At 67.5% G+C, this 12,213-nt stretch carries 10 protein-coding genes and 1 pseudogene; 5 read left to right on the top strand and 6 right to left on the bottom strand.

The features are described from left to right. The 5 genes and pseudogenes from NMQ16_RS08440 to NMQ16_RS08420 form a co-directional block, all read right to left on the bottom strand. Positions 1 to 241: pseudogene (locus NMQ16_RS08440) on the bottom strand (hypothetical protein); the annotation flags it as partial. After that, on the bottom strand, positions 238 to 1,101 hold the full coding sequence (locus NMQ16_RS08435; RefSeq protein ID WP_257080123.1) for a DUF58 domain-containing protein: 864 nt from the start codon (positions 1,099 to 1,101) through the stop codon (positions 238 to 240). The pseudogene NMQ16_RS08440 and the gene NMQ16_RS08435, both read right to left, overlap by 4 nt. After that, a complete protein-coding gene (locus tag NMQ16_RS08430) occupies positions 1,098 to 2,120 on the bottom strand; it encodes a MoxR family ATPase (RefSeq protein ID WP_257080122.1) in 1,023 nt (340 codons plus the stop codon). Before NMQ16_RS08430 ends, NMQ16_RS08435 begins: the two co-directional genes overlap by 4 nt. A 111-nt stretch (positions 2,121 to 2,231) precedes the next feature. Then, positions 2,232 to 2,762 (bottom strand): DUF1097 domain-containing protein, encoded by a 531-nt coding sequence (locus tag NMQ16_RS08425; protein WP_257080121.1) that lies wholly within the window; start codon positions 2,760 to 2,762, stop codon positions 2,232 to 2,234. Between the two features lie 106 nt (positions 2,763 to 2,868). Then, positions 2,869 to 3,534 (bottom strand): pyridoxamine 5'-phosphate oxidase family protein, encoded by a 666-nt coding sequence (locus NMQ16_RS08420; RefSeq protein ID WP_257080120.1) that lies wholly within the window; start codon positions 3,532 to 3,534, stop codon positions 2,869 to 2,871. Positions 3,535 to 3,712: 178 nt separating this feature from the next. Here NMQ16_RS08420 and NMQ16_RS08415 point away from each other — a divergent pair, with 178 nt between their 5' ends. From NMQ16_RS08415 to NMQ16_RS08405, 3 genes are read left to right on the top strand one after another with little or no spacing between them, the layout of a single operon-like run. Next, positions 3,713 to 4,531 carry an IclR family transcriptional regulator gene (locus NMQ16_RS08415; RefSeq protein WP_257080119.1) on the top strand — a complete coding sequence of 273 codons (819 nt, stop codon included), beginning with the start codon at positions 3,713 to 3,715 and terminating at the stop codon, positions 4,529 to 4,531. A 55-nt stretch (positions 4,532 to 4,586) separates the two neighbouring features. Beyond that, positions 4,587 to 6,086 (top strand): sensor histidine kinase, encoded by a 1,500-nt coding sequence (locus NMQ16_RS08410; protein ID WP_257080118.1) that lies wholly within the window; start codon positions 4,587 to 4,589, stop codon positions 6,084 to 6,086. Then, positions 6,083 to 6,730 (top strand): response regulator transcription factor, encoded by a 648-nt coding sequence (locus NMQ16_RS08405; protein ID WP_257080117.1) that lies wholly within the window; start codon positions 6,083 to 6,085, stop codon positions 6,728 to 6,730. Before NMQ16_RS08410 ends, NMQ16_RS08405 begins: the two co-directional genes overlap by 4 nt. A gap of 378 nt (positions 6,731 to 7,108) precedes the next feature. Here NMQ16_RS08405 and uvrA read toward each other — a convergent pair whose 3' ends face one another. Next, on the bottom strand, positions 7,109 to 9,958 hold the full coding sequence (gene uvrA, locus NMQ16_RS08400) for an excinuclease ABC subunit UvrA (RefSeq protein WP_257080135.1): 2,850 nt from the start codon (positions 9,956 to 9,958) through the stop codon (positions 7,109 to 7,111). 243 nt (positions 9,959 to 10,201) lie between these two features. Between uvrA and NMQ16_RS08395 the strand changes: the two genes are divergently transcribed. Continuing rightward, a complete protein-coding gene (locus NMQ16_RS08395; RefSeq protein WP_257080116.1) occupies positions 10,202 to 11,551 on the top strand; it encodes an MFS transporter in 1,350 nt (449 codons plus the stop codon). Positions 11,552 to 11,672: 121 nt separating this feature from the next. Continuing rightward, the gene (gene ssb / locus NMQ16_RS08390; protein ID WP_257080115.1) at positions 11,673 to 12,200 is read left to right on the top strand and encodes a single-stranded DNA-binding protein; all 528 of its coding nucleotides are present in this window, start codon (positions 11,673 to 11,675) and stop codon (positions 12,198 to 12,200) included. Positions 12,201 to 12,213: the final 13 nt, after the last annotated feature.

Genomic DNA, 12,213 nt, shown 5'->3' with positions numbered 1-12,213 from the left:
GCTCGACGCGCGCGGGCGCGCCCTGCGGCAGGGTTGGCGCAGCGGATGCCGGGGCGGCCGCGTCCGGCGCGGCCGGGACGGTGGCGCCGTTCTCGGGTGCGTCGTCGGCGGCAGGTGCTTCCTGCGGCGCAGGGCTGACTTCGCTGGCCGCGTCCGGCGCTGCAACGGTGGGTGTCTGCGCGAACGCGCCTTGTGCAAGCAGCAGACTGGCGATCAGGGACGCTCGGATCAAGGGCGTCATGCGGTGGCCTCGAAGAAGTAATCGGACATCGCCTCGGCGTCGAAGGCGCCGTGGATGAAGAAGGGGCGCAGGTCGCGTGCGGAGAAGAAGGCGTCCAGCTCGGCGCGCCGCGCGGCCACTGCGTCACGCCATTGCGTGCGCAGTTTCGGGCGCAGGAACAACGTGCGGCGGATGCCGCTTTCGGCATCGCGCATCGGTGCGATGGCGTCGTGCGACGGCGGTTCGGTTTCGGCCGGGTCCCACACGATGACCGGCACGACGAAGGCATGCGACAGCAGGTCGAGCGCGGCACCCAGACGGTCGAGCGGCCAGTGGAAATCGCTGACCAGAAACACCAGCGACTCGCGGCCGGCCAGCTGCTGCAGCGCGTCCTCAAGACCTTCGATGCCGCCGGGGGTCGGCTCGCACTGACGCAGACTGTCCGCCATCACGCTGCCCAGCCCGCGGCTCAGTGTCGCCAGCACGCACAGGTCGGCGCGTTCGCGGTGATCGAAGGCCAGCATGCCCAGCGCATCGCCGATACGTGAGGCGCTGTGTGCCAGCGATTCGACGAAGTCGGCGGCGACGTCGAGCTTGCGCCGGCGGGCGCCGAAGCCCATCGAGGCGGATACGTCCACCAGCACTTGCACGGTGACGCCGACACGCTGGCGATTGACACGCACCAGCCAGTCGCCGGTGGTGCTGCGCAGGCTGGCGCGCAGGTCGAGCCGGCGCGGGTCCGGCCGGTCGTACAGACTCATGTGCGACACGAATTCCTGACCGGCGCCCAGGCTGCTGCCCGGGTGCGAACCGGGGCGCGGACCCGCCGCGCGATGCGGCAGCCGGTAATGGAATTCGTGCATCTCGTCGGCGTCGCTCATCGCGGCGTGGCGACCTTCTCGATGATCTGCGCGACCAGTGCGTCGGCGATCTGCGCGCGGCGCATTTCGTACACCGGGGTGAAGAACACGCGATGGCCCAGCGTCGACGGCAGGATGGCCTGCACGTCGTCCGGCACGAGATGGGTGCGACCGTCCATCCAGGCGACCACGCGCGCGGCGCGCAGCAGGGCGCTCATGCCGCGCGGACTGGCGCCGGCCAGGATGAGCTTCTTCATGTCGACGCCGTCGATGCGCACGTCGAAGGCGGCCGGATTCTGGCTCGCGTCCCACAGGTCCATCACATAGCGCTCAAGCGCCTCGCTCGCGCTCACGCTGCGCTGGATCGCCGCCGCCATCGAGTTCAGCGACTGCCAGTCGAGGATGCCCGGTGCGACCTGGTCGATCAGCGCGTCGACATCGTGGAAGGCGGTGTCGAACACCAGCGCGCGGCGTACCGCCTTGTCGCGCGGCGTTTCCATGCGCAGTTCGAACATGAAGCGGTCGCGTGCGGCCGACGCCAGTTCGAAGGTTTCTTCCTTCTCGACCTTGTTGCGGTCGGCGAACACCGTCATGTGCGGAAAGCTGTATTCGCGGTTGAAGGCCGACACCGTGCGCTCGGCCATCGCGCGCAGCAGCAGCGACTGCACCTGCGGGCGGGCGCGGTTGATTTCGTTGAAGAAGAAGGTCGTCAGGCGCTCGCCGTGGCGCAGCAGCGGGCCCGGTTCGATGCGCGGCTTGCCGTCGGCGTCGACGTAGGTGTGATAGACGAGGTCGTTCGGCATCAGGTCGACCGTGCCTTCGACGCGTTCGAAGTCGCCGCCGATGGCGCGCGCAAAGGCACGCAGCACCGTGGTCTTGCCGACGCCGACGTCGCCTTCAAGCAGCACGTGGCCGCGCGCGAACAGCGCCACGTTGATCAGCCGCACCACGGTGTCCTGGCCGATCACGGCCTTGCGGACTTCGGTTTCGACGCGCAGCGCGGCCTCGCGCCAGTCCTGCAGGTGTTCTTCTCGGATCATGCTGTCTCCCGGATGCGGAATCGAAAGTGGGGGCGGGGCGCTGCCCATGCACCGACAGCGCCGCAGTCTAGGCAGGAGGGTTCGGGCAAGTTGCCCAGCGTGATCGAGCGACTATCGAAGCGGTCGTGCGGCCGGTGCGCTCAGCTGCGCGATCAGCTTCGCGTTCGCCCAGCCGAACAGGCCGCCGATCAGCAGTGCCAGCGGCAGCGCGACGATGACGTTGTCGGCACGCAGCGCAGTGAGCACCGCCGGATCAAGGCGACCGGGCACGTCCAGGTAGGCCCAGTTCGCGGCGAAGCCATAGACGCAGACCGGCAGCACCGCGAGCCGCGGCCAGCCGGAGGCCAGGCTCATGACGCCGACCGCCGCACCGACGACCAGCGGCACCCACACAGTGCCGGACAGTCCGGTCGGGTTGAACAGGATGGCCAGCGCCGCCAGCCAGCCGGCGAATACGCCGAACACCGCGTGCGCCAGCACGGCCGCCAGCGCCGTGGGCGGGTGAGCGCTCCCTCCAAGATGGAAGAAGCCGGCCCACGCGATCACCATGGGCCACAGCGGCAGCGTGAAGGACTGCATCGAGAAGGTCATGACGATGGCGAGGATGACGTTGGCGCAGGTGAGGGCGGCGAGTGGCTTCATGGCAGTCTCCGGACGGCAGATGCGTGGCGATGGACAAGCCCGGTCCCTGCAGCGCGCGGGCTGCATGCGGTCAGGCGTGAGGGGAAGGCAGCCGCGGCCGCGGTATTCAGGTGCGGCCCTGCTGTACCCGTTCCGCGTATTCGTCCGGGGTGAGCAGCCCGTGTTCTTCGCCTATGTGGCGGTCGCGCACGGGCAGCACGTCCTGCAGCCCGTCGATGCGCTTCCATGTGGCCGGTGGTGTTTCGCAGCCCGGCTGCGGCACGTGACGCGCACTGGCCACACGCTGGTAGCGGTGGATGTAGCGCGGGCAATTGACGAAGATTTCCGCCAGTTTCACGCGCACGACGAACTCCGCGCCGTGGAAGGCCGGCAGGTTCTCGTGCAGCAGCGGGTCGTCGCGGCTGACGGTGGCGTCGCCGTGCAGGCGGATGCGATGCGGCGTTTCGAAGTCGATGAACAGCAGGCCGACCTTCGGGTTGGCGGTGATGTTGCCCATCGAAAGGAACATGCCGTTGCCGTCGAAGCTCGGGAAGGCCAGCGTCGTGCCGTCGACCACCTTGGCGAAGCCGGGGCGGCCGCCCTTGTGCGACACGGTCGGGTAGCCGCGGTGATCGATGGTGGTGAGGAAGAAGAAGTCGCGCGACTCGATGAAGCCCCGGTGTTCGGGCTGTATTTCCGGATGCACGATGAACTGCTGCACGCGGTCGGCCAGCGGCCGCATGTCGAACTCATCCTGCAGCGCGCGGTGCTGCTCGCCGTAGAGCGGGGCCATGTCTCCTCCTGGATCAGGAAAGCTGTCCGATGAACGGACAAACCGGTTGTTCGGGTTCTTGTTGTGTGAGGGCGATGCTAGTGTTCGCTTTTACGTGCCGCAAGCGGCGTGCGGAACATAAATGTCCGCATACCGGACATCGTCTTTGCGAACCGACTGACCGGAGGCCGGCGACCGGATGAACGTGCGAGCTTCAACACCGCGCAACGCGGCGGACGAGGTGCCGGCAGGCAGCCTGCACCGCGCACGCCTGCTGGTGACGACGATTGCGCGCGGCTCGCGCCGCGGCAGTCTGCTGACCGAACTGGTCGCGCGCACCGGCCTGCCGCGCCCGACCATCCACCGCGTGCTCGACATGCTGATCGACATGGGCTGGGTCGAGCGCGACCCGCTGACGCTGCGCTTCAACCTCGGCCGCGATCTGGCCGCGCTCGGCTATTCGGCGATCAGCCGCCAGCCGATCGAACGCGCGGCGGCGACCGAACTGAGCGCGCTGGCCGAGGAACTGGACCAGGTGGTGTTCCTGAACATCCGCAGCGGGCTGGACAGCGTGTGCATCGGCCGCTACGACTCGCGGTCGCCGGTACAGGTCGGGCGCGGCGACGTCGGTCTGCGTACCGCGTTCGGCGTCACGCAGAGCTGCCTCGCCATGATGTCGCGCCTGCCGGAAGACGAGGTGTGGGAGGTGGTGCGCATCAATCTGTCGCGCTTTCACCGCGTCGAGCGCTACGACGAAACCCGCCACAGGGCGGCGATCGAATTCGCGCTGACGCACGGCTACAGTGCGTTCGACGGCATGGTGCTGGATCGCAGTACGAGCGGCATGGGCGTTCCGATCTGCGATGCCGGCGGCTATCCGGTGGCCGGCATCGGCACCACCTTCATCAGCGCCTGGCTTGACGACGCCGGCCGCGCTGCCTGCCGTGCGCGGCTCGAAGCAGCGGCGACGCGTGTTGCGCAACGGCTGTTCGGGCTGCCCGGAGCCGGTGCGGACTGAGGGTCGGACGTCGCGCGGGCAAGATGCCCGCAGTGTGTGCGGCTAAACTCCCGTGATGAAGCGCGGCTCCAATCTGAAACTGACGCTGATGCTGCGCATCACGCTGCTCGCCGTGGCGATCGGCGCGCTGGCGTCGGCCGGCCTGATCTGGCGCACCACGACGCGCCTGCAGGCCGAGGCGGTGCGCAACGCCGACCTGGTGTCGCGGCTCATTTCCGACCAGATGTCGCGCCAGTTGAGCGGACTGGAACTGAATATCGGCAAGCCTGACCTCGCGCGCTTTGCCGAATTTTCCGAAGTGACCCGACTGTGTGTGCAGTACTTCGACCTCGAAGGTGCTCTGTCGGCCAACAGTTGCCAGCAGGAGACTCCGCCGCCGCGCGACGCAACGCAGGCGCCGGTCTGGTTCAGCGAGTTGATCCGCTACATGCTTAACCGTCGCATCGATCGCGGTGCCGAGTCGGTCGTCGTCGACGGCGAAGCGCCCGGCGTGAAGGTGGGGCGGCGCGTGCTGTGGTACCAGCCCTACGGCGTCGGTCTCGACGTCGGGCGTGCGCCAGGGTTGAAGATGGGCGAAGTGCTCATCCGCGTCGACGCCGATCGCGAAAGCGCGGCCGTCTGGAACGAGATCACGCGCCTGCTGATGTGGGCGGTGCTTGCGCTGCTGGCGTTCAATGTGCTGATCTACGTCAGCATCAGCCGTGCGCTGCGACCGGCGGCGGCGGTGCTGGACGGTCTGGGCAAGCTCGAGCGTGGCGATCTCGACGCGAGGCTGCCGGCGTTCGAACTGAACGAGTTCGACCGCATCGGTTCGGTGTTCAACGCGATGGCCGGCAATCTGAAACAGAAGACGCAGGAACAGCAGCGGCTGGCGCAGCGGCTGCTCACCGTGCAGGAAGGTGAGCGCCGGCGGCTGGCGCGCGAACTGCACGACGAGTTCGGGCAGAGCCTGGCGTCGATCAGTGCCGAGGCGGCCTGTGTAGTGGACGAAGCCGCGCGGCCGCAACCCGAGCCGACTGCGCTGCGCGCCAGCGGACAGACGGTATTGCGCACGGTCGGCAGCATGATGGAGTCGCTGCACGGCATCCTGCGCGACCTGCGGCCGGTCGGACTGGACGAGTACGGGCTGATCGCCGGACTCGACAGGCTGGTGCGCATGTGGGACGCCCAGGCTCGTGGCCGCTGCAGTTACCGGCTCGACGTGAGCGGCGATTTCGCTGACGTGCCGGATGACATCGCGATCAATCTCTACCGCATCGTGCAGGAATGTCTGACCAATGCGGCCAAGCATTCGGACGCGACGGCCGTCGAAGTGCTACTGGAACGACGTGCGGCGAGCGACGACATCCGGCTTCATGTCAGCGACGACGGCGTCGTGCGCGGGCCCGACCTGCCGGCGCCGCAGAGCACATCCGGCGGCTTCGGCCTGATCGGCGTGAAGGAAAGGGTGATCGCGCTCGGCGGTCGCGTGCAGTGGTCGGCGCGCGAACCGCAGGGGTTGGCGGTGGACATCGTCGTGCCCTGGCAACTGACCGATGGGGGAATCGCGGCATGACGGACACACCGGTCAGCGTGCTGCTGGTCGATGATCACGCGGTGGTGCGCGAAGGTTACCGGCGATTGATCGAGCGGCATCCGCCGCTGACCATCGCAGCCGAAGCCGGCTCAGGCGAAGAGGCTTACCGGCTTTATGTCGAACTGGCGCCGGACGTCGTGGTGATGGACATCACGCTGCCGGGCGCCAGCGGCATCCAGACGCTGCAGCACATCCTGCAGCGCGACCGCGATGCGCGCGTGCTCATCTTCACCATGCATCGCGACGCCACCTTCGTCGAAAAGGCGCTGGAATCAGGTGCGCTCGGCTACGTCACCAAGAGCTCGCCGCCGGATCTGCTGGTCGAGGCGATCTGCGCCGTGTATCACCGCCGGCAGACGCTGAGTCCCGACGTGCAGGCGGAACTGGCGGCGCTGCGCCGCGCCGGCAGCGGCGCGAAGAACCCGTTGGCTGCGCTGAGCGCCCGCGAATTCGAAATCCTGCGCATGCTGGTCGCCGCGAAATCGCGCGAGGACATCGCCGACACGCTGCACATCAGCGTGAAGACGGTGTTCAACATCCACTACCAGATCAAGTCCAAGCTCGGCGTGTCGACCGACATCGAACTGATGCACGCGGCGCGCCAGCTCAAGCTGATCGACTGATTCCGGCCACGATCCCTCCGCAGCAAGGCTGGACCGGGCTTGCTGGCTCGCGTTGCGATCACGGTCGAAGCTCGATCGTTGGGCATCGCNTCAAGCTGATCGACTGATTCCGGCCACGATCCCTCCGCAGCAAGGCTGGACCGGGCTTGCTGGCTCGCGTTGCGATCACGGTCGAAGCTCGATCGTTGGGCATCGCTGCGCTCACCCCAACCTACGCATCATCCGGCCCCGTAGCTCGGGTGCGCGCAGCGGTGCCCAACAAGATCACGTCCACCCCGTCCGACGCATCGTCCCGCGCCCGTAGGTTGGGGTGAGCGCAGCGATGCCCAACACGCCGCGCGCATCCGCGCAACGCATCGCCTGACGCCACCCGGCCGCTCAGTCGCTGGCCGGACGCGGCTGGCGCGGCGCGGATTTTTCGAGCAGTGGCGCCAGATACCGTCCGGTGTGCGACGCCGGCTCGGCGGCGACCTGTTCGGGCGTGCCGGTGGCGACAATGCGTCCGCCGCCGGCACCGCCTTCCGGGCCGAGATCGATGATCCAGTCGGCGGTCTTGATCACGTCGAGGTTGTGTTCGATGACGACGATGGTGTTGCCGGCGTCGCGCAGGCGGCCGAGTACGCCGAGCAGCATGTCCACGTCGTGGAAATGCAGGCCGGTGGTCGGCTCGTCGAGGATGTACAGCGTGCGGCCGGTGTCGCGCTTGGACAGTTCCAGCGCCAGTTTCACGCGCTGCGCCTCGCCGCCGGACAGCGTGGTCGCACTCTGGCCGAGGCCGATGTAGCCCAGCCCGACCTCGCACAGCGTTTCCAGCTTGCGTGCGACCGTCGGCACGGCGTCGAAGAAGTCGCGTGCTTCGGTCACCTTCATCGACAGCACGTCGTGGATGGTCTTGCCCTTGTAGCGGATGTCCAGCGTTTCGCGGTTGTAGCGGCGCCCGTTGCACACGTCGCACGGAACGAACACGTCGGGCAGGAAGTGCATTTCGACGCGCACCAGTCCGTCGCCCTGGCAGGCTTCGCAGCGGCCGCCCTTCACGTTGAACGAAAAGCGGCCCGGGCCGTAGCCGCGCGAGCGCGCTTCCGGCACGCCGGCGAACAGTTCGCGGATCGGCGTCAGCAGGCCGGTGTAGGTGGCCGGATTGGAGCGCGGCGTGCGGCCGATCGGTGACTGGTCGACATTGATCACCTTGTCGAACAGGTCCAGCCCCTCGATCGCATCGTGCGCGGCCGGCAGCGCGGCCGAGCCATACAGATGGTGGGCGGCCGCGGCGTACAGCGTGTCGTTGATCAAGGTGGACTTGCCCGAGCCGGATACGCCGGTGACACAGGTCAGCAGCCCGACCGGGATCGCCGCGTCGGTGCCGTGCAGGTTGTTGCCCCGTGCGCCGCGGATGTGCAGCCAGTCCTCCTTCGCCGGCGTGCGGCTGGACGGCACCGCGATCTGCCTGCGGCCCGACAGGTAGGCGCCGGTCAGGCTGGCTTCGCAGGCTTCGATGTCGGCCGGCGTGCCCTGTGCGATCACCTCGCCACCGTGCTGGCCGGCGCCGGGGCCCATGTCGACCACGTGGTCGGCCATTTCGATCGCTTCCTGATCGTGTTCGACCACGACGACCGTGTTGCCGAGGTCGCGCAGCCGCGACAGCGTGCCGAGCAGGCGCGCGTTGTCGCGCTGGTGCAGGCCGATCGACGGCTCGTCGAGCACGTACATGACGCCGGTCAGGCCGGAACCGATCTGGCTGGCCAGCCGGATGCGCTGCGCCTCGCCGCCGGACAGCGATTCGGCCGAGCGGTCGAGGCTGAGGTAATCCAGTCCGACGTCGATCAGGAAGCCGAGCCGGGCGGCCACCTCGCGCATGATGCGGGCGGCGATCGCAGCGCGCGCGCCATCCAGTTCCATGCCGTCGAAAATGGCCTTGCAGGCGCGCAGCGGCAGTCCGGCCAGTTCCGGCAGCGTGTGATCGGCCACCTTCACATGGCGGGCGTCGCTGCGCAGCCGCGTGCCCTTGCAGTCCGGGCACACCTTGGTGTTGCGGTACTTGCCCAGCTCTTCGCGCACGGCGACCGAATCGGTTTCGCGGTAGCGCCGTTCCAGATTCGGCACCACGCCTTCGAACACGTGCTCGCGTATCGTCGCTCGGCCCGATTCCGACAGGTAGCGGAACGGAATGCGCACCTTGCCCGAACCGTCGAGCACGATGGCCTGCAGCGCCGCGTCCAGTTCGTCGAACGGGGTGTCGATGTCGAATTTGTAGAAGCCGGCCAGACTGGACAGCAGCTGGAAATAGAACTGGTTGCGCCGGTCCCAGCCGCGGATGGCGCCGGAGGCGAGCGACAGGTGCGGGTGGGCGACGATGCGCGCCGGGTCGAAGAAGGTCACCATGCCCAGCCCGTCGCAACTGGTGCAGGCGCCGGCCGGATTGTTGAACGAGAAAAAGCGCGGCTCGAGTTCCGACACGCTGTGGCCGCACACCGGGCAGGCGAAGCGGGCCGAAAACAGCTGTTCGGCGTCGCTGTCCATGTCCAGCGCGATGGCGCGGCCTTCGGCCTGCTGCAGCGCGGTTTCGATCGATTCGGCGAGGCGCTGGCGCATGTCGGGGCGCACCTTCAGCCGGTCGACGACGACGTCGATCGTGTGCTTGATGTTCTTGTCGAGCTTGGGCAGCGCGTCGATGTCCATCATCCTGCCGTCGAGCCGCACCCGCACGAAGCCACGCGAACGCAGCTCGGAAATCAGCTCGACCTGTTCGCCCTTGCGCTCGCTCACCACCGGCGCAAGGATGGCCACCTTGCTCTCTTCCGGCATCGCGAGCACGGCATCGACCATCTGCGACACGCTCTGCGCGGCCAGCGGCGCGCCATGCTCGGGGCAGTGCGGTGTGCCGACGCGTGCGAACAGCAGGCGCAGGTAGTCGTGTATTTCGGTCACCGTGCCCACGGTGGAGCGCGGATTGTGGCTGGTCGCCTTCTGTTCGATCGAAATCGCCGGCGACAGCCCCTCGATCAGGTCGACATCCGGCTTTTCCATCAGCTGCAGGAATTGCCGCGCGTAGGCGGACAGCGACTCCACGTAGCGGCGCTGGCCTTCGGCGTACAGCGTGTCGAACGCGAGCGAGCTCTTGCCGGAGCCCGACAGCCCGGTGATCACGGTCAGCCGGTCGCGCGGGATGTCTATATTGATGTTCTTCAGATTGTGGGTGCGCGCCCCACGAATGCGTATCCAGTCCATCAGCCCGCCCGGTTTCATGCAACCGGCTATGAGAACCCATTTTGGCGGGAAAGGCGAGGAGGGCGGTTATCCAGATTCAAGATTCAAGGTGCAAGGTGCAAGGTGCAAGGGGCAAGGGGCAAGGGGCAAGGGGCGTCGCGTGCGGAGAAAAGAGTCGGGTCCGGCGCGCCAGACCTTGCCGGCTTGCTAGAATCCCGGCTGATCGTTTTCCTGCCTCACATGACTCCCCCGACAAAAGACCGCATGACCCGCACGGAACTGCGCGCGGGGGCTGCGCTGGCCTTCATCATTTCCCTGCGCATGCTGGGGCTGTTCCTCGTGCTGCCCGTGTTCGCGGTGTTCGCACGCACACTGCCGGGCGGCGACAACATCTTCTGGGTCGGCCTGGCGTTCGGCATGTTCGGTCTGGCGCAGGGCGTGATGCAGATTCCGCTCGGCGCCGCCTCGGACCGCTTCGGCCGCAAGCGCATCATCGTGATCGGCCTGCTGCTGTACGCCGCCGGCAGCGCGATGGCCGCCTGGGCGCCCGACATCAACTGGATGATCGCCGCCCGCATCCTGCAGGGCAGCGGCGCCATTTCGGCCGCGGCGACCGCTCTGGTGGCCGATCTGGTGCGCGACGAGCATCGCACCAAGATCATGGCGGTCATCGGCACGTCGATCGGTCTGGTGTTCGCGGCCTCGCTGGTGCTCGCCCCGGCGCTGTACGGCTGGATCGGCATGGAAGGCATCTTCCTGCTGATCGGTGGCCTGGCGCTGGCCGGCATACCGCTGCTGCTTTTCGTCGTGCCGGACCCGGAACACGCGCCGGTCGTGAAGCCCGCACCGTTCGCGCGCGTCCTGGGCGACCGCCAGCTGATGCGCCTCAATTTCGGCATGTTCGTCGTGCACATGGTGCAGATGGCCATGTTCCTGATGGTGCCGCTCGCCCTCGTGCAGGTGATGGACCTGCCGGTCGCCGAGCACTGGACGCTGTACTTCCCGATCGTGATCGCCAGCTTCATCTGCATGATTCCGGCCATCATCTGGGCCGAACGCAAGTCGCGCGTGAAGACCGTTTTCCTTGCGTCCATCGTCACGCTGATCGCCTCGCAGGTGATGTTCCTGCTGCATCTCGACCTCGCCTGGGTGCTGATCGGCGGACTGTTCGTGTTTTTCGTGGCGTTCAACCTGCTCGAAGCCACGCTGCCGTCGCTGGTGTCGCGCATCGCGCCGCCGGACGCCAAGGGTGCCGCGCTGGGCGTGTTCAACACCGCTCAGTCCTTCGGCGCGGCTACCGGCAGCGCGGTCGGCGGTGCCATTGCGCTGCGCTTCGGCGAAGATGGCGTCTATCTGTTCTGCACCGCGCTGGCAGTCGTGTGGCTGCTGTGGGCGCGCAGCATGAAGCCGCCGCCGGTGGTCGCGCTGCGCGAATACGCGATCGGCGACCATGTCGATCTGGACCGCCTGCGCGACCAGATCAACGACCTGCCCGGGCTGCGCGAGGTGCGCATCGAGGCCGAGCGGCGCATGGCCTTCCTGAAGGTCAATCTGGAACTGTGGGACGAAGACGTCGTGCGCAGGCTGCTCGACCAGCCGGTCGCCGGTACCTGAAATTATGCAAAGGGCGTAATCTGCCCGACGCGTAGCAAGATGCGGCGCACAGCGCCGTTTTGATCATGCAGTCCGTGGGCCTCGTCGGGGCGCACGTTCAAGACACTCCGGGGGAGAAATCATGGCTTCAGTGAACAAGGTCATTCTGGTCGGCAATCTCGGGAAGGACCCGGAAACCCGCTACGCGCCGAATGGCGATGCGATCTGCAACATCACCGTCGCGACGACTGACAGCTGGAAGGACAAGGCGACCGGTGAGAAGAAGGAAATGACCGAGTGGCACCGCGTTGCCTTCTTCGGCCGGCTGGCCGAAATCGCCGGTCAGTACCTGCGCAAGGGTTCGGCGGTGTATGTCGAAGGCAGCCTGCGCACCCGCAAGTGGCAGGACAAGGACGGCAACGACCGCTACACGACCGAAATCCGCGCCGACCAGATGCAGATGCTGGGCAGCCGCCAGGGCATGGGCGGCGGCGGTGCCGGCAACGAAGGCTACAGCGGCGGCGCCGGCGGCAGCGGCGGGGGCGACGATTTCGATCAGTCGCCGCGCCAGGCGCCCGCTGCGCGCGCGCCGCAGAAGCCCGCTCCGCAGTCTGCCCCGGCGAGCAGTTCGGGCGGCTTCGGCGGCATGGACGACGACATCCCGTTCTGATCCGGCACGTCTG

This window comes from Methyloversatilis sp. XJ19-49, from assembly GCF_024580145.1.
GTDB lineage: Bacteria > Pseudomonadota > Gammaproteobacteria > Burkholderiales > Rhodocyclaceae > Methyloversatilis.
The sequence above is the reverse complement of the archived record's forward strand: the minus strand, read 5'-3'. Positions and strand labels throughout refer to the sequence as shown.

Bases quoted from the DNA above. Each gene is read 5' to 3' on its own strand.
- NMQ16_RS08435 (WP_257080123.1), bottom strand. From the start codon at position 1,101: ATGAGCGACGCCGACGAGATGCACGAATTCCATTACCGGCTGCCGCAT.
- NMQ16_RS08430 (WP_257080122.1), bottom strand. From the start codon at position 2,120: ATGATCCGAGAAGAACACCTGCAGGACTGGCGCGAGGCCGCGCTGCGC.
- NMQ16_RS08425 (WP_257080121.1), bottom strand. From the start codon at position 2,762: ATGAAGCCACTCGCCGCCCTCACCTGCGCCAACGTCATCCTCGCCATC.
- NMQ16_RS08420 (WP_257080120.1), bottom strand. From the start codon at position 3,534: ATGGCCCCGCTCTACGGCGAGCAGCACCGCGCGCTGCAGGATGAGTTC.
- NMQ16_RS08415 (WP_257080119.1), top strand. From the start codon at position 3,713: ATGAACGTGCGAGCTTCAACACCGCGCAACGCGGCGGACGAGGTGCCG.
- NMQ16_RS08410 (WP_257080118.1), top strand. From the start codon at position 4,587: ATGAAGCGCGGCTCCAATCTGAAACTGACGCTGATGCTGCGCATCACG.
- NMQ16_RS08405 (WP_257080117.1), top strand. From the start codon at position 6,083: ATGACGGACACACCGGTCAGCGTGCTGCTGGTCGATGATCACGCGGTG.
- uvrA (WP_257080135.1), bottom strand. From the start codon at position 9,958: ATGGACTGGATACGCATTCGTGGGGCGCGCACCCACAATCTGAAGAAC.
- NMQ16_RS08395 (WP_257080116.1), top strand. From the start codon at position 10,202: ATGACCCGCACGGAACTGCGCGCGGGGGCTGCGCTGGCCTTCATCATT.
- ssb (WP_257080115.1), top strand. From the start codon at position 11,673: ATGGCTTCAGTGAACAAGGTCATTCTGGTCGGCAATCTCGGGAAGGAC.